General features: G+C 67.5%; 22 protein-coding genes. 9 read left to right on the top strand and 13 right to left on the bottom strand.

All coding sequences use genetic code 11. The annotated features are described in order from the left end of the window. Positions 1-825 (top strand): DUF1932 domain-containing protein, encoded by an 825-nt coding sequence (locus tag ACWD26_RS29425; protein ID WP_451274972.1) that lies wholly within the window; start codon positions 1-3, stop codon positions 823-825. A 223-nt stretch (positions 826-1,048) separates the two neighbouring features. On the opposite strand, the gene ACWD26_RS29430 is transcribed toward ACWD26_RS29425, so the two are convergent. From ACWD26_RS29430 to ACWD26_RS29455, 6 genes are all read right to left on the bottom strand, one after another. Further along, positions 1,049-1,423 (bottom strand): toxin Doc, encoded by a 375-nt coding sequence (locus tag ACWD26_RS29430; RefSeq protein ID WP_451274973.1) that lies wholly within the window; start codon positions 1,421-1,423, stop codon positions 1,049-1,051. 3 nt (positions 1,424-1,426) lie between these two features. Then, positions 1,427-1,684, bottom strand: coding sequence for an antitoxin MazE7 (locus tag ACWD26_RS29435; protein ID WP_451274974.1), 258 nt, complete (start codon positions 1,682-1,684; stop codon positions 1,427-1,429). 252 nt (positions 1,685-1,936) lie between these two features. After that, on the bottom strand, positions 1,937-2,263 hold the full coding sequence (locus ACWD26_RS29440) for a hypothetical protein (RefSeq protein WP_451274975.1): 327 nt from the start codon (positions 2,261-2,263) through the stop codon (positions 1,937-1,939). Between the two features lie 254 nt (positions 2,264-2,517). After that, on the bottom strand, positions 2,518-3,387 hold the full coding sequence (locus ACWD26_RS29445; protein WP_451274976.1) for an SAM-dependent methyltransferase: 870 nt from the start codon (positions 3,385-3,387) through the stop codon (positions 2,518-2,520). A gap of 64 nt (positions 3,388-3,451) precedes the next feature. After that, the gene (locus tag ACWD26_RS29450; RefSeq protein WP_451274977.1) at positions 3,452-3,916 is read right to left on the bottom strand and encodes a hypothetical protein; all 465 of its coding nucleotides are present in this window, start codon (positions 3,914-3,916) and stop codon (positions 3,452-3,454) included. A gap of 183 nt (positions 3,917-4,099) precedes the next feature. Beyond that, positions 4,100-4,522: an ATP-binding protein gene (locus ACWD26_RS29455; RefSeq protein ID WP_451274978.1), complete on the bottom strand. Its 423-nt coding sequence runs from the start codon at positions 4,520-4,522 to the stop codon at positions 4,100-4,102. A 219-nt stretch (positions 4,523-4,741) separates the two neighbouring features. Between ACWD26_RS29455 and ACWD26_RS29460 the strand changes: the two genes are divergently transcribed. After that, positions 4,742-5,524: an aminotransferase class IV family protein gene (locus ACWD26_RS29460; protein ID WP_451274979.1), complete on the top strand. Its 783-nt coding sequence runs from the start codon at positions 4,742-4,744 to the stop codon at positions 5,522-5,524. Between the two features lie 9 nt (positions 5,525-5,533). After that, complete coding sequence (locus ACWD26_RS29465) at positions 5,534-6,445, top strand: SUMF1/EgtB/PvdO family nonheme iron enzyme (protein ID WP_451274980.1); 912 nt, start codon at positions 5,534-5,536, stop codon at positions 6,443-6,445. Between the two features lie 272 nt (positions 6,446-6,717). On the opposite strand, the gene ACWD26_RS29470 is transcribed toward ACWD26_RS29465, so the two are convergent. Next, entirely contained in the window at positions 6,718-8,100 is a 1,383-nt protein-coding gene (locus ACWD26_RS29470; RefSeq protein ID WP_451274981.1) for a DUF2637 domain-containing protein, read from the bottom strand. Between the two features lie 326 nt (positions 8,101-8,426). Here ACWD26_RS29470 and ACWD26_RS29475 point away from each other — a divergent pair, with 326 nt between their 5' ends. Together ACWD26_RS29475 and ACWD26_RS29480 are read left to right on the top strand one after the other, a co-directional pair. Then, on the top strand, positions 8,427-9,155 hold the full coding sequence (locus ACWD26_RS29475) for a ParA family protein (protein ID WP_451274982.1): 729 nt from the start codon (positions 8,427-8,429) through the stop codon (positions 9,153-9,155). After that, positions 9,152-10,093 (top strand): hypothetical protein, encoded by a 942-nt coding sequence (locus ACWD26_RS29480; RefSeq protein ID WP_451274983.1) that lies wholly within the window; start codon positions 9,152-9,154, stop codon positions 10,091-10,093. The genes ACWD26_RS29475 and ACWD26_RS29480 overlap by 4 nt, the downstream gene beginning before the upstream one ends. Positions 10,094-10,565: 472 nt before the next feature. On the opposite strand, the gene ACWD26_RS29485 is transcribed toward ACWD26_RS29480, so the two are convergent. Next, positions 10,566-11,360 carry a hypothetical protein gene (locus ACWD26_RS29485; protein ID WP_451274984.1) on the bottom strand — a complete coding sequence of 265 codons (795 nt, stop codon included), beginning with the start codon at positions 11,358-11,360 and terminating at the stop codon, positions 10,566-10,568. Positions 11,361-11,416: 56 nt separating this feature from the next. Further along, positions 11,417-12,286 carry a DUF2786 domain-containing protein gene (locus tag ACWD26_RS29490; protein ID WP_451274985.1) on the bottom strand — a complete coding sequence of 290 codons (870 nt, stop codon included), beginning with the start codon at positions 12,284-12,286 and terminating at the stop codon, positions 11,417-11,419. Positions 12,287-12,589: 303 nt separating this feature from the next. Between ACWD26_RS29490 and ACWD26_RS29495 the strand changes: the two genes are divergently transcribed. Next, positions 12,590-13,027 (top strand): hypothetical protein, encoded by a 438-nt coding sequence (locus ACWD26_RS29495; protein ID WP_451274986.1) that lies wholly within the window; start codon positions 12,590-12,592, stop codon positions 13,025-13,027. Between the two features lie 97 nt (positions 13,028-13,124). Here ACWD26_RS29495 and ACWD26_RS29500 read toward each other — a convergent pair whose 3' ends face one another. From ACWD26_RS29500 to ACWD26_RS29510, 3 genes are all read right to left on the bottom strand, one after another. Then, positions 13,125-13,535 carry a hypothetical protein gene (locus ACWD26_RS29500; RefSeq protein ID WP_451274987.1) on the bottom strand — a complete coding sequence of 137 codons (411 nt, stop codon included), beginning with the start codon at positions 13,533-13,535 and terminating at the stop codon, positions 13,125-13,127. A 31-nt stretch (positions 13,536-13,566) separates the two neighbouring features. Then, complete coding sequence (locus ACWD26_RS29505) at positions 13,567-14,400, bottom strand: hypothetical protein (protein WP_451274988.1); 834 nt, start codon at positions 14,398-14,400, stop codon at positions 13,567-13,569. A gap of 490 nt (positions 14,401-14,890) precedes the next feature. Next, positions 14,891-15,823, bottom strand: coding sequence for a hypothetical protein (locus tag ACWD26_RS29510; RefSeq protein ID WP_451274989.1), 933 nt, complete (start codon positions 15,821-15,823; stop codon positions 14,891-14,893). A 339-nt stretch (positions 15,824-16,162) separates the two neighbouring features. Between ACWD26_RS29510 and ACWD26_RS29515 the strand changes: the two genes are divergently transcribed. From ACWD26_RS29515 to ACWD26_RS29525, 3 genes are all read left to right on the top strand, one after another. Beyond that, positions 16,163-16,777, top strand: coding sequence for a hypothetical protein (locus ACWD26_RS29515; RefSeq protein WP_451274990.1), 615 nt, complete (start codon positions 16,163-16,165; stop codon positions 16,775-16,777). Further along, positions 16,774-17,376, top strand: a complete 603-nt coding sequence (locus tag ACWD26_RS29520) for a DUF262 domain-containing protein (protein WP_451274991.1) — start codon at positions 16,774-16,776, stop codon at positions 17,374-17,376. The genes ACWD26_RS29515 and ACWD26_RS29520 overlap by 4 nt, the downstream gene beginning before the upstream one ends. Before the next feature lie 171 nt (positions 17,377-17,547). Continuing rightward, positions 17,548-17,793 carry a hypothetical protein gene (locus ACWD26_RS29525; RefSeq protein WP_451274992.1) on the top strand — a complete coding sequence of 82 codons (246 nt, stop codon included), beginning with the start codon at positions 17,548-17,550 and terminating at the stop codon, positions 17,791-17,793. 197 nt (positions 17,794-17,990) lie between these two features. On the opposite strand, the gene ACWD26_RS29530 is transcribed toward ACWD26_RS29525, so the two are convergent. Continuing rightward, the gene (locus ACWD26_RS29530) at positions 17,991-18,998 is read right to left on the bottom strand and encodes a transcriptional regulator (protein ID WP_451274993.1); all 1,008 of its coding nucleotides are present in this window, start codon (positions 18,996-18,998) and stop codon (positions 17,991-17,993) included. Between the last annotated feature and the right edge of the window lie 566 nt (positions 18,999-19,564).

Genomic DNA, 19,564 nt, shown 5'->3' on the forward strand with positions numbered 1-19,564 from the left:
GTGACCGTCCTGCACCCCGGCTCGATGGGAGCGGCCGTGGCCGCCCAGGCTGTCGGAGCTGGTCGTGTCCTGTGGGTCTCCGTCGGCCGTAGCTCGGCGACGGCTCAGCGCGCCCAGGAGGCAGGCCTGACATCCTGCGCCTCGCTCGAAGAAGTACTCGGCGCGAGCGACGCTGTCCTGTCCATCTGTCCGCCGCATGCCGCGGAAGACGTTGCGACCGAGGTCGCCGGATACGCCTTCAAGGGTCTCTATGTCGACGCAAACGCGATCAGTCCTCAGCGCATGGACCGGATCGCGAGCGAGATCCGCCCGGCCCCCGTCGTACTGGACGGGGCGATCTTCGGCCCTCCGCCCAGCGCAGGGCGGTCGTGCCGCCTGTACGTAGCGGGTGACGGCCATGCCGCAGAACTCATGCACACCCTGTTCAAGGACTCTGCCGTGGAGGTGCGCAGCGCAGGCAAACGCGTCGGTTCTGCCTCGGCTCTGAAGGCATCATTCGCGGGCTTCCAAAAGGCCGCACGCACGCTGGCCGGCGTTTCACACGCTCTGGCCGATGCCCACGGCGTCGCCGACCTCCTCACGGAAGAGGCCAGGAGGATGCCGTCGCAGATCCTTTCCGACCCGGAGTACCTGCCCAGCGTTGCGGCACGAGCCTGGCGATGGGGCCCCGAGATGCAGGAAGTCGCCGACACGCTCAGAGAGGCAGGACTCCCTTCCGAGATGGCCGAAGCAGCGGCCTCGGTGATGGCGCGCTGGGAGAAGGACAAGGACCGGTACGAGCTGCCTCTCGCCGAGGCTCTCGCGCACCTACGGCAAGGCTCCTGAGCCAACCAGAGAGAAGCGGACCGGGTACGGCGAGCACGTACAGGCACACACGCGGTTCTGCCTCCGACCCTGAGCTGTCCAACCCTCTGCACCAGGTAGGTGCCGAGTGGACACGAGCCGAACATGCGGGTCGGCCCCAACACGAACCTTGTTGGGAAACCACACTTGAAGGGCGAGTAGGCCAGGCGGCACCCGAGCAGCCACCGTCTCCTGCCGTGCCTGGTTACGTGCGCCAGGAGCGGAGCCGGTCGGCGATGTCGTAGGTGGTCAGCCGCAGTGCCTTAATGTCGCCGATCAGCTGAATCCACTGTTCTTGGGTACCGCCGACCGTCTCGCCGGAGGCCTCGATGTATGCCACGGCGACCGCGTACCCGTACAGCTCGTTCCGAACGGGTAGCGGCCGCTCCAGGACGATCGTGTCCAGCAGTGCGGCGGCCCGCCAGTACGCGTCGGGGTCGTCCACGTCCAGGTGGGGCGTGTTCACCCGGTGCCGGGCGACGGCCGCGACCAGCGCCGAGTAGTCCTGGACCTCTAGCTCTTTGCCGAGGACCCGCTCTTGCCGGTCGAGGAGCCACCGGACGTCGATGTGCAGGTTCAAAGCTCAAGCCGCCCGGCTAGTCGAACGGCTACCGCCGGGCGACTGGGGCAAGCCCCCGAAGGCCTCGTCGAAGGCATCCTTGAGGCCCGGACGCTCCAGCGCCGCGTCGAAGGCGGCGGTCGCGTGACCAAGCAGCGCCTGGTTCTCCGCATCCTTGGACAGCTCGTCGAGGTAGGCGGCCAGGCTCAGGCCGCGGGCCTGGGCGAGGGCCTTGAGCCGGTCCCTCGTCGTCGTGTCGATTCGTACGCTGGTGTCAGCCATACCCCGAGTATATGCACCCACGTATGCGTTTGTGCATACGTTCTGGCTTGCCGCCGTTCCAGTGATCCAAACCCAGAGCGACCCGTCCCAGCCGTCCGTTCCGTCCGTACTGAGAGTCGGCAGCCGTCACCGTGTACTTGGTGCCGTCGACGAGCGTGCGTGTCACCGTGATCTGCGTCAGCGGCTTCACTGGGGAGCTCCCTGATCGGAGGTGTGCGCGGCGCGGGACTGCGCGCCTGATGTCACCGGAGGTCACTGGGGTGCTGCGCGCAGTCGCACTTGGACGGCCTTGCCCCCCTCCTCCCGCAGTCGCCAGGTGATCTCGCCCCCAAGGGCCTTAACGAGGCCGAGCCCGGTTCGCTTCTCCACGGCACAGGCCTCGGCGAACCCATTGAAGTGGGGGTCCTCGTCCATCACCTGAATGAGCAGCTCCTGGTCCTCAGAAACGGTCAGAACGAGTGAGACTTCACCTGCGCCCACATGGTGTGCAGCGTTCAGCATGAGTTCCTTCACAGCAGTGGCCGCGATGTTCTGATCGCCTGACCAGGCCGTCAATGCCAGGCGAGTGCGGGTGAACACGACGGCGAATCGCGCAGCGCCTGGTATCGCGGGCCAGACACTGGCCCAGTTCGCAGGCGAGGCAGCCGCAGGGGCCGGAGACTGAGTAGGAGCCGAATCCTGCGCAACCGTGGCCGGTGGGCAGAGCGACTCGGGCTGCGGTCGCATCGCGGGGAACCTCGATGGGGGGGAGGGGGGCATGGGTGGGAGCTCCGAGAGTTACTAGTCAGGACGGAGAGAGGCGCGGGCTTCAGGAAGCGGAGTCTGAGGGTGTGCTAGGCGGTGACGACGGCGGCGTAGGCGTACGAGTGCTCGCCTGACCTCGTGCGGCGGTTGTCTCTGACACGCCAGTGCGCGGTCGGGACAATGCCCGGCGGAAGGGGAGCCCATGGGGCCAGCAGGGCTTTGATGTGCTTCAGCGTGCGCGGCCGGTACTCGATGCCGACTGCGCCGTAGTGGGCAATGACGTCCTGCATCATCATCGGCGCCAGGTCGGCGGCGGCGTGGGTCACGGAGATGGCGCTGCCTGCCGGAAGCCAGTCACGCAGCGCTGCCATCGCTGTTTCCGCGGCTTCGTCGCTCACCCACGGCAACAGGTCGTGGACCAGGACGCCGATGGGCCGGCTGCGGTCGAGGGTCTGCATCTCGGGGCGGTCGAACATTTCGCCGATGTGGCAGATGTCTGCCTGAAGCGAAGCGGTGAACCCGTTCGTATCCAGCACCACGCGTGCGTGCGCGCACACCATCGGGTCGTTGTCCACGTAGACGACTCGGGCGTCCGTGTGGACTGCTCGGGCGGCCTCGTACGTCAAGGCTGGCTCGTGGCGCTGGAGGCCCCTGCTCCAGCGGGAGGGTAGGCCGCACCCCAGGTCCAGGAACTGGGTGATCCCGAGATCACATGCGAGGGCGGTGACGGCGTGAGGCCGGTGCCGCTGGTTGATCGCCACCATGGCCCGCAGCCACGGGGCCCAATTCACGAGGAGCTGGGCCAACTCCCGGTCGACCGCGTAGTTGTCACATCCGCCCATCAGGTAGTCGTTGATCCTCGCGACCGCAGGGTGAAGGAACCAACCCTCGGGCAGGCTGGTGCGCCCCAGGTTGGTGAGCTCGATCGGCAGCGTCCGCACCGTCGACGTCCGCTTCATCGTCAGTGTCCTTAGTGGCAGGGGTGGGGGCGGAGTGGTCCGCGTCGTTGGGTGCCGGCGGGGGTCACGGAATCCATGCGAGCACCTGATCCGCGGTGAGGAGCCGGTACTGCCACGCGCGCGTGATGGTGTGTGCCGGGTTGCGGGCCTGGAGGTTCGCCATCAGCTCACGGGCGTCGCGGCGGACGACCTCGACCGGCCGCTTCAGCTCGCTCGCCATCTGGAAGGCCGACATGCCCTGCGCGATCAGCGGCAGGAGATCACGCTGCTCCTCGGGCAGGTTCAGCCCTTCGGGGTCCCGAGACTCGGGCTCGTCAATGGCACCGGTGGCGTAGGCGACGGCAAGCGCAGCCGAGTTCTCGCTCACGCCGTGCAGCTTGCGCTTGGCCAGCTTGAGGTAGCCCGCTGCCGTCCCGTCCCGGATCGTGAGCTTCAGCGCGACCTCGGCGAGCGTGCTGCCGTCGGCCAGGCCCTCGACGACCTGCTTCTCCCGGGGGGCGAGTCTCATCTTCGCGAGGGTGGTGGTCACTGCTCTCCTCCGTGTCGTGTGTCCGTGTACGGGAGTGCGCGTCACGTGGCGTCATCTCCCATCAGGTCGAGAATGGCGAGGATGGCGACGGCGTACCGGAGCAGGTAGGCCGTCACCTGGTCCAGGTCGAGGAGACCGGCTGGCTCAGGAGCTGGGTGGCTGTGCTGCTGTCCACGGCGACCATCACGGCCTCCGTGCGGGTGCGCGGAAGGTGCACCAGGTGGTCAGGCCGTCGTCGCTGACGCCCCATTCCTGCGAGAGGGCAGCGACGAGGAACAGGCCACGGCCGGAGGTGTCGTACTTGCTGGCGGTACGCAGCTTCGCCGGGGCCGGGTTCTCGTCGGTGACTGCGATACGCAGCTCCTCACCCACGTACGTGACCCGCAGATCGACGTCGCCCTTGCCGTGCTGGGCCGCGTTGCCGACCAGCTCCGAGACGGCGAGCACGATGTCTTCTGCCAGCTCAGTCCGCACGCCCCAGATCACCATTTGCGCTGCGGTGACGTGGCGCAGGTGGCCGACGAGGATCTCGGCCGGAGTGAAGGTCACCCCGAAGGCGTGCGAGGGCTGCGCAGCGACCGGCGTGACGGCTGCGGCGGGGGTCATCGGGAGCCTCCCATGTGAGCTTTGTGGGGGGAGCGTGTGGGTCAAAGGCATGGCTGTGCCGCGCGGCACGAATGCCCGACCTGTCACCAGGTGTGTGCGTGGGGTGACCAGAGAACACCCCCCGCTAGGGGCTTGGGAATGACTTTTTGATGACGTTGACCCGTCAGTAACCACGAATCGGGTGCCGCGAATGATGTCCGTCCTGACATGCTGGGCGGCATGGTGACACTCGATGGAAAGCCCGTATCCGCTGACGACTTGCTGCCCTTGGCCCTGGTCAACCTGGGGCACTTCACGTCCATGCGCGTGGACGCCGACGGCTCTATCCGCGGTCTCTCGCTGCACATGGAGCGCCTCGTGAGGGACTGCAAGACCGTCTGGAATGCCGACCTCGACACAGAGCGCGTCCGCGGCTACGTCCGCCAGGTCTTGGACGGGCAGCAGAAGCCGTGCGTCGTCCGCGTCACGATCTACGACCCGGCGGTCGATATGGGGCACCCGGCGAACGCCGATCAGCCTCGCGTCCTGGTGTCCGTGCGGGGCGCCGGCGCGATGCCCCCGGCTCCGCTGCGCGCGATGAGCGTGACGTACGAGCGTGACCTTCCCGAGGTGAAGCACGTGGGACTGCTCGGCGCGTTGTACGCCCGCCAGCGGGCGCAGCTCGCCGGGTTCGACGACGCGCTGTTCGTCGGCCGCGACGGGCTGGTGAGCGAGGGCGGGACGTGGAATGTGGGCTTCGTCGACCACGACGGCACCGTGGTGTGGCCGCAGGCCCCAGTGCTGCCCGGCGTCACCATGGCACTGCTTCAGCAGCACGCCGAACACCGGGTCACCACCGTCACCCTGGACCAGGCCAAGGGCATGGCGGCAGCCTTCGCGACGAACACCTCCATCGGCGTCCGGGCCATAGTCGCTGTCGACGAGACGGAACTGCCCGCCGAGAACCCGATGTTGAGCCAGCTCCGCACGGCCTACCTGTCGATCCCCGGCGAGACCTTGTAGAAGGGAACCATGACGGGGGTACGCGAGTGGACCGGCCACGAGGCCCGTCTTCTGCGAAGGGCTTTGCGTAAGAGCGTCAAGGCGTTCGCCGACCTGGTTGGTGTGTCTGCACGCCAGGTCTCCAGGTGGGATGGCCGTGGCTCGACGCTGGAAGTCAGCATCACCAACCAGGCGGCCCTCGACACCGTCCTTGCGCAGGCCGATCCCGCCGCTCAGCAGCGGTTCGCGGCGCTCCTCACTGAGCAGGCCGCCGTCGAGCACCATGAGCGCACTGAGGAACTGCTGAGCCGGGGGCCGACCACCAGCCGGCACCCGGTGGACGGGAAGCTTATGACCCTCGTTGAGGAGGGCATCTACCTCTCCGGCCCCGACAACCGTTCGGTGTGGCTGGAGGCGTACCGCATCGATGTCTACCCGACGACCAACGAGGACTACGAGCGGTTTGTTCGGGCCACCGGGCACCTGCCGCCGAAGCACTGGCCCAACGGTCGCTGCCCCACCACCTTGGCCACTCATCCTGTGGTGTGGGTGACATGGAATGACGCCGTCAAGTACGCCCGCTGGGCCGGGAAAGCCCTGCCCACCTCCCGGCAGTGGGAGAAAGCGGCCCGCGGCCCGAGGGGGCGCATCTACCCGTGGGGCAACGAACCCACAGCCGCGAAGTGCAACGTGGCCGAGACGGGCATCGACGCGACGACGTCCGTCTCCCGCTACCAGTCCGGCGTCAGCCCGTACGGCGCGTTCGACATGTGCGGCAACGTGTGGGAGTGGTGCTCCACTGAGGAGGAGCCCGGGAACGGCCGGTACGAGCTGAAAGGCTCGGCCTTCACCAGCCCATTCGAGCGCGCTGCGCCAGCGTTACAGAACGCCGCGGACGCCACTATGCAGGACAACGACACCGGGTTCCGCTGCGTGGCGTAAGACGGTGCCGGCGCCCGGCGCTGCGCGACCCATCACCGCGGCCTCCCGATGGCTCAACTTCCGGAATGACCAGGGCGAGGAACCCGCAGTGCCCCCCCGGTAACGAGTCCGGTTGGTGGGCGTACTCATCGTGGTGCGGGCTGATGACGGAGTGGGTGAGCGCCACTACCCCGTCGTAGAACCCGGCACGGATCTGTCCGAGCACCATTCCAACCCGCACGTCAAGATCCAGGTCGTACCGTTCAAGCGCGGGGGCGAGTATGCTGCCGCACTCACGCATTCACAGGTTGCTGCTCGCGGTCGCTGCTGGGGCTCTCGCCCAGTTCGGGCAGCGTCGCAGCGACCGGCGTTCGCACAGGTTCCCGTTCCGTGTCAGTGGAGCGGCGATGTACTGCGGTGTCCCGCTGCTCTCCTCGAATCCGCTCCGCTGCGCGGTGGAGGTCTGAGGTGAGCTCACGGAAGGCGTTGCGTGCCGAGTCGTAAGCCATGAGACCGTCCCGACCGTGGTCCTTGCCCAGCTGTGTGTTCACCCGGACCCAGGCAGCGTTCCTGGTGATTGCATCCTCTGAGACCGCGTCCCAGACGCCTTGGCGCATCTCCTCAACTAGTCCTTCGAACAGCAGCTGCTTCATCGTTGGGGGCTTCTTCGACCCTGCGGGAGACGGGTTCTCCTCGGCACGCTGCGCTGGCATCGCCTCGCGAGGCGCCCGCTCCACCGTAGAGGGCGTGAGAGGCGCGATGGCCTCGGAGTCAGGTGACGGCGTCGGCGGGGTGGAGGCTTTGGCAGGCACCACGGGCGGAGGAGGCCCAGTCACGGCTTCCTCCGGCGCAGACGCTGTTGCTGGCCGGACGGTCGGCCGCTTATCTACAGCGGGCGGAGTCGGAGCTTCTGCCATGTCCGGAGCGGCATCGGGTGTCCCGGCTGGCGCCGACTTGAGTGAGCCAGGGGCGCGTACGTTCTTCAGTGTGTCGTGGAGGTCTGCTCGCCAGGCCGCCCACATCTCGCGTGGGTAACCCACGAATGGGACCCACAGCAACAAGCTGTAACCGCGCTCCTTATCCTTCCGGCGCTTTGGTCGTTTGCCCATGATGACCTGCTCGACCTTGAAGAGGAGCATCTCCAGCAGCACGGCGTAGACAAGCGGTGGCACGACTGCGACGAAGCGGCTCCCGAAGTCGACGACGCCGTTCTCATTGGCCGGGGCGTGCAGGTAGTTCATTGCTGCTGAGGCCCCAACGAACGCGATCAGCAGGAGGCGGGTCAGTCCGCTGGAACGCAGGGTGAGGGCTTCGAAGAACCGGAAGAGACTCAGGCCCAGCGTCCCGGCGTCGAGGAGCAGGGCGAAGCCTGTAGCAGCATCCCAGTCACCGCCATTACGGCTGTGCGCGTAGCCCCGCTGTGCGGCGAAGCTGAGCCAGCCAGCGGTCCCGGCGATGGCAAACAACATGAGGCAGCCAGCGCCCAGGGCGACCATGCTCAGGCCCCGACGCCATGCGTCGCGGCGCGCTTTCGACAGCTCTGCTCGTTCGGCGGCCGTGGATGGCGCGGCCGCGCGGTTCGCTCGGCTACGCCGCAGGACGACAGCTGTAACGACAAGCAAAAGAACGATGCATGCCACCGCGGCGGGGGCCGCCACCCCATCCAGCCTCTCCACTGACGCCTCCCCAGTACGAAACGACTCGCCGCTCGGCCACCGAAGCGCGGGTTGAAGCGCGCCCACCGATCTGCGAAGCGACAGAGATCAACCTACGACGGATCCATGCCGGAGAGAGAAGTGAGATTGCTGTGGCCGCTGCGACGGGCACTGCGTACGGCCGGCGGACGTACCAATCGGGTCGCTTCCATCAAGTCCGAGGCCGCTGCCAAACCGGAGCCGGTTACGCTCATGCCGCACGAGTGAATCGGGCCCCGCCGCCGGGACGCGGCGGCAGGGCCCGCAGCCGTGCATCCGACGACACCTCTGACGAAGGCACGAGACAGATGACGACCAACGTAAGGCAGACTACCCTCCAAGCCGCAGCCGGTGACGGCGAGCCAGGCAGCGCCAGTTCAGTCCCTGCCGCAAGGCGCCAACCCGAGGTTCGACAGAAGCGCATCGTCGTGGGCGGGCTCAAGGGGGGCGTCGGCAAGTCGACCCTGGCCATGTTCCTGGCCCTGTACTACTACCTCGTCCACGGCCTCAAGGTCCTCGTCGTTGACGCAGACCCGTCCTCCCAGACCTGCTTCGACTGGCACGAGACCGCCAAGAAGAAGGGCGGCTTGCCCTTCGATCTCGAAGTGTGGTCCAACCCCCAGGTCGGTCGCCTCATCGAGACTCGCGCGACTGAGTATGACATCGTCATCGTGGATTGCGGCGGCGACAACGACGCCATCTTCAAGGCGGCCGTGGCAGTCGCCGACTATGTGCTGGTGGTGGCGAGCCCGCGCAAGGCCGAGATGCGTCGTATCCACGCCACACTCGTGGCGGCGGTGCAGGGAGCGAAGGACGCGGCGCGTAAGGGCATCCCTGTGAGGGTTCTCTTCACGCGGGTCAAGAACGCACGCGTCGCACACAACAAGGCGATGAGGGACAAGCTCATGGAAGCCGGCCTGCCTCTCATGACGGCTGAGGTCCCGGACCTCGTCGAGTACGAGGACGCCGTCACTGAGATCCCGACAGAGGTCGGTCACTACAAGGACGTCGCCGAAGAGATGGGGCTGGTCGCATGAGCTCCTACCGCAATACCCTCGACGATTTCGACCCCCTTCTCGGCGCTACCCCGCCCAGCGCAGTGCCTCTACCGGCCCAAGAAGTTGGCGACCAGAAGCCGGAAGGCGCGGCCGAAGGTGCGGCAGGGACCACCGCCGAAGTGTCAACCGAGACAACGCCTGAGGATGCCCAGGAAACCCACGCGGGCAGCGCGGCGGGCGAGGCAAGTGCTGGGCCAGTGGTGGCCCTGCGTGTTCCGAATGCGGTATCCGAAGGACTGAGCCCGGCCATTCAGCAGGCCCTGGAAGCAGCACTGCCGGATGACTCCGCAGCGCCGGGCGAGATCATCACGGCGTGCGAGCGGCGGATCAATGCCGCCCAGGTCCTGCAAGACGCCATGAACAAGCGGGCACGCGAGGCGTACTTCCACTACGCCGGGCCCGCCGTACGACTTGTGCACCGTACGCAGTCGTGGCGTCACATCGAAGACCCCACCACGAAGAAGCCCTACCGATCATGGAGCGCCTGGCAGCGAGGCAACGGTATCTCCCGCCAGCACGCGTACAGGATGGTCAACGAGCAGCCGTTGGTCGAGGCTCTCGGACTGGACTACGGGGATTTGGGGGTGCGTCAGGTCGACGTACTCACCCCGGTGCTCATCAACTACCCGGAACGCTTGGTCGAGCTGTGGCAGGCCGCCGTCGAGGCTGGTGACACCTCTGCGACCAACCTGCTGAAGATCCGGGACGCCCTTGGGCTGAGTCCAATGGATGGGAAGGGACAGGAGGACGACGCATCGGACGAGAAGTCGGCGCCGGTGCTCAAATTCCAAGCAGCCCCGGGCAGCTTCGACCCCGCCCGAGTCGTGGAGGCAACAAAGGCTGCACCCGGAGTGGCGAGGCTGATTGCTGACCAGATCTACGCCACGCTGGAACAGCTGGACCAGGCGGAAGCGTAGGAACTTGTATCGCGCGATACGACTCTCCCCAGTGGAAGTTGTATCGCGCGATACGACTTTGCCTGCCGCAGGAACTTGTATCGCGCGATACAAGTTCGGCCCACGCTGCGGCTCCGAGCGTGCCGCATGGCGACGGGGCCGGGGATTAAAAGCCCCCTCTTCAGCTGTTGATCGGAGCCGACTGACACGTTGGGAGGGACTTGAGTGGACGATGCGGATATCGAGCGGGCTGTGGCTCGTGGAGTGCAGCGGGGACTTCAGGCACATGCGGGACGCCAGGCCATGGCTGGGGCGCGGTCATGCCTCATCGGCGTACTCGTCATGGCCGCGTTCATGTGCGGGTTGATCCTCCTGGCGTATGCCTAGGACGGCGAGGCCATGAGGCCGTAGTCCTTGAAGGAAGGTCCGTACCTCAGCAGAGGCACGGACCTTCCTTCACGTAGGCCACTCTCTCCGGGCCGTCCAAGCCGCGTCACGACGCCCCACTGCCGGAAAGTGCGGCAGCTTTCACAAGGAGGCTCCGGGATGTGTCTGTGCGGGCTGGGTCTTGGTTGGTGCGCTTCGCGTACGCGTAGGTCTGTCGGACTACAGCTCCCATGTACACCGCCAGGCGGGCCCGGTCGGCGGGGCCTTGGCGGTCGTCGACCGCGCCAGCGAGTTCCTCCCACCAGTACCCGTCATCGTCCGGGTCGACCAGGACCTCCCCGGCTTCGTACCCCTCCAGCAGGGCCCGCGCGACCGCGTCGACCTCCGCGTATCGAGCTTCTCCGGCCTCAATGAACCGGGCTTCCGCGAGGCGCTTTTCCGATTCACGCCGGTCGATGAGGTGAGCGACCTGGGGCTGCCGCCGGTCACCGGGCTCGCCGTTGACCGCAACGTACAGCCGATCGCGCAGATTCTTCGCGCTGCCCGGGTTGGGGTTCCCGGACCGGCTGAAGTAGCCGAGCTTGCGGGCGATCTCCTCCCATGCGAGGAGCCCGGTACGGGCGTCGTCGATCGCCGCCAGCTGGAAGGGATCGGCCGCAAGGCGGAGCCACTCGGCCAGCTGCATGCGCAGAACTGCCGCCGTCTGGAACGCCTCGCCCTTCAGGGCCCCGGCGTACTCCTGGGCGAACCTGAGGACCCCGAGCAAGTCGGCATCCCCGGGCCAGCGTTCCAGGTACTCCTCGTCCTTGCCGGCGGCGACGTGCAGCTCGTAGAGCGCGGCCGCCAACACCTGCGGCGAGTCCTCGGGCGGCTTCCGGACGGGCCGTTTCTCCCGGGTCACCGGGGGCGGCGCAGCTCTTTTGCGGGAACGGGGCATATCCGAGCCTTCAGGTGGGGTCAGGCCGTCTTGGGGGCGAGGGCCAGGCGATGCTTGTTCTCCAGCACCTCGATGGCCTTCGGCGGCACAACGAGGACCCCGTCGAGGAGGTCGCGCGCCTTGGCGTACGCGCTGCGCCTCTCATGTTCGCTGCCGGAGCTGTCCAACGCGGTCGCGAGGAGCTTGCGGGCCTGCTCGACCGTGCGGCGCTCGGCGGGCTCCAGGTGCCGCAGACCCGCCTTGCGAGCGTGGTCGTCAGCGGCCTTCCAGGCGGTGCTGAGCGCTGCCACGGTTCGCTGGTATCGGTCGACGTCCTCGCTGCGCCGCGCATCGTCCGCTGCGGCGAGCGCCTCCACGAGAGCCGCGGTCTGCGACACACCCACGTCATTCAGCGTCGGCCGGTCCAGCCACTCCAGCACGTCGCCCAGGTAGTGCCCGTACGCCGCGGCTACCGCCTCGTGCTCCCGCTCCAGCGCCTTCCACCGGCGCCGCTTCGCCGCCCGACGGCCGCGCAGCCGCCACACACCCCAGCCGCCGAGAGCGGCCAGCGCCAGGCCCCCGAGGCCAAGCCCGCCCCACAGCAGCATGCCGGTCAACCACGGGCTCCCGTCATCCGAGGCGTTCCCATGTCCGGGGGACCTTCCACCGCCGGTGAGGGGCCAGAGCCAGCGGGCCAGTACGGACGCGGATCCGGACAGGGCAGCGGCGGCGAAGCCAGTAACAGCGACCCCCACGCCACGCCGGGCGAGGTGAGGGTCCTCTGCATTGCGCCCCATGGCGGTCATGCACAGGCCCGCCGCGAACGCGCAGGCGCCGGCGCCGACGCCCAGCCAGGAGAGCCACTTGATCCAGGCGCCGATGAACTCGAACACACTGGTTGCGAGGGGCACGCGGGACTACCTCCGTCATCACGGCGAGCGGGAGTCGCTCACCAGTCCAATGTGCTCTCTGACCTGCGCCTTTACGATTCTCTTGGTTAGATCGCCGGTAGGGCGCAGGCGGTAACTTACCCCCTCCCCGCGTGCTTTTCCTACTAGGAAAAGCAGCAGCCCGCACATTCGCTGCCGGACGGGCTTGTTGGACCGCAGTGAAGAGTTCAGTCGCGCACGAAAGAGTTCAGTCGACGGTTCACCTGGCGTGCCCCATCGTTCAGTCCGCATGGCAGCCCCGACGCACAGCTAGTCTCTCGGGCCATGGACCTCTCCTACGACCCCCCGGAGCCTACGCTCGGCGAACTGATGGCGGCCGACCTGGACGAGATCGAGGGCCCGCCGAACGCCGAGGAGACAACCAGGGCTCTGCACACGCTCCTGTCTGACCGACACGTACGGCACACCGTGCATCTGGACAAGGCGACAGGTGAGATCACCATGACCCTGCCTGTGAACTCCGCCCTCCTGCTGGGCGCACTGCTTGACGACAATCTCAAGGAACGCTGCACCGTCTCCGCCACCCGCGAGATGGTGTTGTACGCGCTGCCACCGATGGAGCCGCAGCAGGCCTGCGTCGTTGCCGACCGCATGCTCCAGGCGTTCCACGTGAAGCTGTCGGACGACCCCATGTGGTGGCAGCCCGGCGCCCCAGGGCCGTACGCGGGCCCTCCGATGTCCGGCGGGGCGCCAGCGCATTGATCATCACAACCGCACTCTCCAAGGCGGCAGCCGTACTGAACGGATGGGTGCGTGGATCCGCGCTCCGGGATGCGCACCGAAGAGTTCAGTGCGCAGGTCAAACGCACAGGGACTGAACGATCGGCCGCCATCCGACATCCACGCTCGCGCCCACAGCGCGCAGCCGACCGACACCGGTCCGGCAGTCGGGTTCCGTACGGACGTCGAGACGGCGGCCGAACGCATCGGTGCGGCCGGCTGGCTCCGGCATGTCGGGAAGGCCGGAAGCCACCGCTTCCAAGTCGTCGGCCGGATTGGTGTCGTAGAGGCCTGCCGTCTCCCTGCGCCAGCACGACGACGGCACCACCGTGCGGACGAGGGCTGTCCTGCCGGGGGCGACCTCATGCGTCCGGAACGCGAAGAGAAGCGGGATGCCGTCGCGGCGGTGGCGCTTGTGGTCCTTGCGCTCCAGTTCGGTGAGGACCACCGGCAGCATGGAGGCGAGGGCGTCGGGCGATGGGATGCTCATGCGTCGTCCAACGAGCTTGGCCCGACAGGTGTCACCTAACGGCCCGCACAACGTCCTTGCCGAACTTGATCAAGTCGGCCCACTCGTCGACCCACGAGTTGACCTTCTGCAGCGCCTTCCGGGCGTTGCTGGCCTGGGGTGTGTCCAGGGCGTTCGCGACCTTCGGCGGCTTCGCGGCCTCGTACACCGGTTCGCAGGCGCTGGCCGTCTGGTGCGCCGACTGGAGCTGGTTGAAGATGCCATCAAACGTGACCGGCTGGCCCTCGGCGAGCAGATCGTTGCGCAAATCGTTCGCCGCGGTCGCGCACTCCAGTATGTTCCTGTGCAACCTGAACCCCCTCCCGAGCCGCTCGTCCTCCGCAAGTCGGTCGTAGGCGAACTGGGTGAGCTGGATGGCGAACTCGGCCTTCACCTGGCTCGACTCGTCCGCCGCCTGGATCCAGTACGGCGCTGAGGGGCTGTGGTGGATCACGAGGTATCCGTCGCGGAGGACGGGCTGTTGTGTGAGGTTATCGGCCTGCCTGCCCGCCGCTTGAGCGCCGGCTGCCGCGGCCAGACTTCCGCGGGGGTCGTCTCCCCTGGTGCCGTCCAGGAAGGCCACCCAGTTCGGGCTCTGGACGGATATCCATAGGATTGCGGGCGACGTGTTCCTGATGATGGTGCAGGTCCCAGCCCGGTTGCCGAACGCGTCGTACATGCCCTCCCAGCCCGGAGCCTCCGCCACCACGAGGTTTGGGTCCGCGTTTGGACATGCCTGATCCCACGTGGTTGAGGGTGCGGAGGAGTGCGCGGTGGCACCCGTGAGAGTCGCCGCGGTCGCCGTTGCGGCGAGCAACGCGACGGCCCGGCTTCTGGCGATGATCATGGTGACTCCCGCCTTGACCGGTCCCGAACGGACAATTCCAGGTTCTCCCCAGGGCGGCCCTGGCGCAAAAGTTCGCTCAGCTCGCGGGGCCCGCAGCGCCGCTGACACCGTAGCGCGCTCGGCAGAGAAGAGTTCAGTTGCGCAACAGTTCAGTGGACGGTTCGGTCGGCGCATCCGGTCGTTCAGTCCGCAGGTCGCAGCCTCGCGGACGACACGCCGGTGCAGCGGCGTTCGACGTACTGAACAGTTTCTTGCGCAGGAACTGCGGCCGGACCTGCGCACGGAAGAGTTCAGTGCGCAGGTCAGAGACTCAGGGATTGAGCGATCGGCCGCCGTCCGACAGGGGGTGGACGGCACCGAAGAGTTCAGTTGCGCACGAAAAGACTTCAGGGACCGGCCGACTAGTGCTGCTGACCGTTCAATCCGCACGTACTTTGCTGGAGCGGACACCGGACGATCGCCCCACTGACCAGTTCGGCGTTCCGCGCCGTTAGTCGCGCAGGGCCTCGTGCCGCGCGGTCGCGTGCAGCAGCAGGTCTTCGGTCGTGGCGTGCCGGCCGTAGAACGCTTGGATCTCCTGAGCGGTCGCGTCCTGGCTGGGCGGCAGGGCCGCCTGCCGCTCGACCGCGTCGCGCAGGGCGTCGGCGAACTCGATCGACGGGCCGATGAGCCGCTGTGCCTTGAGGATGCCGGTCGCGGCATCGACGAAGTACAGGTACAGGGGCAGGCTGGTACCGCGGTTTCCGGGGACCACGACGGGCACCCGGTTGGCCTGCATGTGGTACGACCAGGGGGCGTCCGACCAGTGGATTCCCGGGCCCTGGTTCTGGGGATTGCCCGACTTCGGGTTCACGAACCGGTAGCACCACATCAGGACGTGATCGCTGGGGACTATGGCGAACTCGGCGTTGCCTTTGCGGAAGGCGTTCACCTCGTGTGGGGCCGGGTCGGCGAGGAACAGCGCGAACTCGACGCCCTCGGGGACGAGGCGGAGTTCGGCCTGGCCGTCGGTCCAGCTGGTGCGATTCGGGTTGTATAGCTCGCCGACGGCGAACTCGTGCGGATGCGAAATGCGTGGCGGTGCAGCTGGCGCGACGTCGTACTCGTGATCTTCCTCGGGAGTGACCAGGCCGAGATTTGGGTCGTACGGGAGCTTGCAGATGGGGAACCCGTCATGCCATCGCACATCGGCGCGGAGCACCGATTTCACCGGCGCCGGGCACAGGCTTTCCTCCAGTTGCTGTCGGCTGGGGGCTTCGCCGAAGCCGCCGGTGTCCAGGGCGACGACGATGCTGTGGCCGCCGTCCACGGTGTAGCAGTACCAGGGCGTTAGGTCGGCCGGGAGCGGGCTGTGGTAGCTCTTGCCAGGCTTGAGGTAGGCGCCGAGGGACTTGAAGATGACGGCCTGCGGGTCCACGGTCATGCGGTGTCCTGGTGTCGTACGGGCAGATGGGTTGCCCGGCACATGTCCCCCGGGCGTGGTGGCTCACGCTATCGGCGGCCGCTGACAACAGCCCCGTGAACTGGTGAGCTACACCCCCGCGTTGGCGGGGACAACGTGGTGCGGGACCACTATGGCACGGTCCGCCACAGAGGTCCCGGGAGCGTGAGTTCGGCTGTAAACAAGATCCGCTGGCCCAGGGAGCCAGGCATCGTGGGACGTCGCACACTCTGACACATCTAGATGCGTCAGAGTTGACCACGCGTGTGGTGACCTGCCAGAGTCTGACACATCCCAACGCGTCAGAGATGAGAACGCTGCATGATCGCCAAGCACGACACCGACAGCCGGATCGCGGTGCCTCTCGCCGAACTACGCGAATTGGATCTGGAGGAGGAGAGCAACGGCCGCCAGCTGGCCAGACGCCGAGCCAGGGCCACCCGGGCCCTGATCGAGGGGGCCGGCGGGGTCAAGGCTGCCGCTGCCATCTTGGGGCTCGACCCCCGCACCGTCTCGCGCCGTACCCGCCTCGATGACATCGCCATCGTCATCTACCGCAACACCGCTGGTGTCGATGTGGACGGACGCCCCTACGGCGAGACCGGTCAAAGTGGTGCCGTCCAGCGCGAAGCCGACGCCCGCTGGTGGCGCGTCGACCCCAAACAGCGTCCCAAGGTCAAGCTGCTGGTGGTCGTCTTCCGCGGCGAGGTGACGCGCATCTGGCGGGTCCAGCCAGATAAGCCCTGGACGCCCAAGCCGGGGGACCCTCACTACGTCGAGATCCCTGTCGAGACGACCCCGCTCACCGCTGAAGAGGTCGCCCACCACTATCCCGAACTCGGTCTAAACCTCGGCGACAGCCGGCCGATGCGCCAGGGCCTCATCCGAGAAGACCTGCCACTCAGCCGACCCGACGAACCCAAAGGACAGGCGTGACCCTTCAGACGACCGCCCCGCTCACGCACACCACGCTGAGCCCCACCAGCACGCCCGCCCGCGTCCTGGTTCGCGAGATCAACGACGGAGAGATCGACCTTTCACCGCCCTACCAGAGAGGAGAGCAGTGGACGCCGAGGCAGCGCATCCAGCTCATCCGGTCCTGGCTCGAAGGCACCGTTCCTGGTGTCCTCTACCTCTCCGACCGCAGCAATCCCAACTGGACGGCCGCGACCGAGGACGTCTACAGCACCGGTGCCCCGCACAAGGCTTGCGTGGACGGCAAACAGCGCCTGACGACCGCTCAGCAATGGTTCGGCGGTCAGTTCGCGGTGCCAGCCTCCTGGTTCAAGCCGACGTATATCGAAGCCACCGAAGCCACCGATGACGGCCCGTACGTCCGTTTCACCGGGCTGACCGACACTGGACGCTTGATGTTCGAGCGCAGGGCCTCACTACTCGTCATCGACTACAAAAGCGCCGCCACGGTGGAGGACGAGGCCGCTCTGTACTCGCGCATCAACGAGTCGGGAACCCTCCAGAGCCCAGAGGACTTGTCCCGCGCCAGGGTGGTCGCCGACGGCAGGGCGGCGGGATGATCCGCAGACCCCATCCAGGCGAGAAGTGCCGGGACCTCGACGGCCGCGAAGCGGGGGACGCTACGGCGGTCGGAGACCCGGAGACCGGCGAGATCAGGCTCCTCGAACGGCGTTGCGGGCACTGCATCCTCAACCCCGGCCGCCACCGCCCTGCCACTCGCACCGGGGCGTGTGCAGCAGTTCGTTGGCGGCGTCCGCGCCGCCAACGGTTACGTCATCTGCCATTCCACCTACCCGCCGATCGCGCCCCCCGGTACAGCCGCCGCGATGTGCCGCGGCTATGTCGACGCCTACGGCCTGCCAAAGCTGGCACAGGAATTGATCGATCTCGGCCTCGGCCACATCGTCGAGGTCCCCGATCCGACCAAGACCACTTCTGACGAAAACAGCACGCACCTCACCACCGAAGGGAACTGACGATGGACGACCAACAGAGCACGACCCCATGGCGGTGCGAGGTGGCTTGGCACGCTCACACCGACGACCGGCGCGGGCCAACGTGCCGTCCGGACAGCGCCCGCCACCCTGGCCTCCCGGAGAAGGCACTGCCCACCGAGCGGCATGCGGCCGCCCCCGACACGCTGCCCTTCGATTCCGAGTAAAAGGCACGTACCTCACGCTGCGAGCACGGCGTGTGCCCGCTCACGGAAGTCCCGCGCCGGGGTGCCCTCGAAGCCCGCGAGCCGCTCGGTGAGGTCGAGCAGCGGGCCGGTCGGCCGGTGCGAGCTGATCGTCTCGGTCAGGTCCAGGGCATGGTGAGCGGCTGCGCAGGCGCGGTCGACCTCGCCCTGGTCGAGCAGGGCGTCCGCCTGCCGCGCGGTGTAGAGGGCGGTGGTGCGGACGTGTACCGGGTCAATGAGGTCGTGGACCCGGGCGAAGCCCTCGGCGGCCGGGCCCGGCTGTCCCATGTCGCGATGGCTGGAGGCGCGGGCGCCGGCAAGCTCCGCCTCGTCGAACCAGTACGCCCAGTCCGGATCCTGATGCTCAGAGGCCTGGGCGAGGAGCGCTTCCGCCCGGTCGAAATCCGACCAGCAGCGGGCGTCGCCGAGATGCGCGCGGGCGCGGCCTCGCCGGGAAGTGAGCATCGCCTCGACGCGGGGCGTGGAGCGTCCGCGAACCGCGGCCAGGCCGGTGGACGCCATGTCCTCGGCGTCGGCGTATCGGCCGCAGTTGTAGGCGGACACTGTCCAGAAGTTGAGCGTGTTGGCGCCGAGCACGTCGTCGCCTGCCATGCGGGCGGCGCGGAGCGCGGTGTCGAAGGTGGCGTCGGCGCAGTCGCCGTGGACGTCGAGCATCGCGGCGGCCCGCTGGCGGGCGAGGTCGGAGGCGACCGCATACAGGCGGGCGCCGTGGTGGTCGGTGTAGGAGCGGGTACGGAGCAGCCCGGTGACCAGGGTGAGGGCGCTGGAGGTCTCGTCGAGGATGATGCCGCCGCCGTCGGCGTCGTCGGTGTGGCGTAACGCTGCGGCGCGTGCTTCGAGGCGGGCGACGGCTTTCTCTCCGATGCGCCCCCCGGTGGTCATCTGCCCGGCGGCAGCGGGGTCGGCGGTGATCCAGGCCAGGAGAGTGGCGGTCAGCGTCCCGCCTGCAATGAGGATGAGTTCCCTGCGCGTGGTGTCCACGGCGGTGCTCCCTGCGAGTTCGGTCAGTGATGTGAGGGCGCCGAGGCGCGTCCAGGGCCGAGGCTCCGGCCGCTGTAAGGGATCCTCGGCCAGCCATTGGGGCCATGGTCGCGCATCGACCGCTTCCGGTGGAATACCGAGCACGGCCGCGATCACGAGCTGGGTGGCGCCGTCGGGTTCACGGCCCCGCTCCCAGTGGCACACGCCGTCCCTCCCGGTGAGCAGCGGCCGACCCATCTCCTTACTCCGCATGCGGATTTGGCGGGCCATCTCTATCTGCGTCCAGCCGCGCACCAGACGGGTCCGGCTGAACAGGTGACAGGGGGTACGGGGGGTCTGCCCTCGATCCCTGGGGCGCATTCCTGCCTCCGCTGTACGGATCGGCGACTACGCAAGGTGAGCGCACTGTAGCGGATATGCGGGGTGCCGGTGAGGCGTTCCCGTGTTGCTCGGTGTTGCTCCTCGGCGCAACACCGAGCAACACCCCTTCACCTTCCAGCAATCGCCCAACTCCGGGAGATTCACGGGGAGTTGAACGTGAGCCATCCGGCAGGAAGGGGATCCCG

It is taken from the genome of Streptomyces sp. NPDC002787, assembly GCF_053592095.1.

Coding starts and splice junctions, on each gene's coding strand:
- ACWD26_RS29435 (WP_451274974.1), bottom strand. CDS start 1,684: ATGGCTGACACCAGCGTACGAATCGACACGACGACGAGGGACCGGCTC.
- ACWD26_RS29445 (WP_451274976.1), bottom strand. CDS start 3,387: ATGAAGCGGACGTCGACGGTGCGGACGCTGCCGATCGAGCTCACCAAC.
- ACWD26_RS29455 (WP_451274978.1), bottom strand. CDS start 4,522: ATGACCCCCGCCGCAGCCGTCACGCCGGTCGCTGCGCAGCCCTCGCAC.
- ACWD26_RS29460 (WP_451274979.1), top strand. CDS start 4,742: ATGGTGACACTCGATGGAAAGCCCGTATCCGCTGACGACTTGCTGCCC.
- ACWD26_RS29465 (WP_451274980.1), top strand. CDS start 5,534: ATGACGGGGGTACGCGAGTGGACCGGCCACGAGGCCCGTCTTCTGCGA.
- ACWD26_RS29475 (WP_451274982.1), top strand. CDS start 8,427: ATGACGACCAACGTAAGGCAGACTACCCTCCAAGCCGCAGCCGGTGAC.
- ACWD26_RS29480 (WP_451274983.1), top strand. CDS start 9,152: ATGAGCTCCTACCGCAATACCCTCGACGATTTCGACCCCCTTCTCGGC.
- ACWD26_RS29495 (WP_451274986.1), top strand. CDS start 12,590: ATGGACCTCTCCTACGACCCCCCGGAGCCTACGCTCGGCGAACTGATG.
- ACWD26_RS29500 (WP_451274987.1), bottom strand. CDS start 13,535: ATGAGCATCCCATCGCCCGACGCCCTCGCCTCCATGCTGCCGGTGGTC.
- ACWD26_RS29505 (WP_451274988.1), bottom strand. CDS start 14,400: ATGATCATCGCCAGAAGCCGGGCCGTCGCGTTGCTCGCCGCAACGGCG.
- ACWD26_RS29510 (WP_451274989.1), bottom strand. CDS start 15,823: ATGACCGTGGACCCGCAGGCCGTCATCTTCAAGTCCCTCGGCGCCTAC.
- ACWD26_RS29515 (WP_451274990.1), top strand. CDS start 16,163: ATGATCGCCAAGCACGACACCGACAGCCGGATCGCGGTGCCTCTCGCC.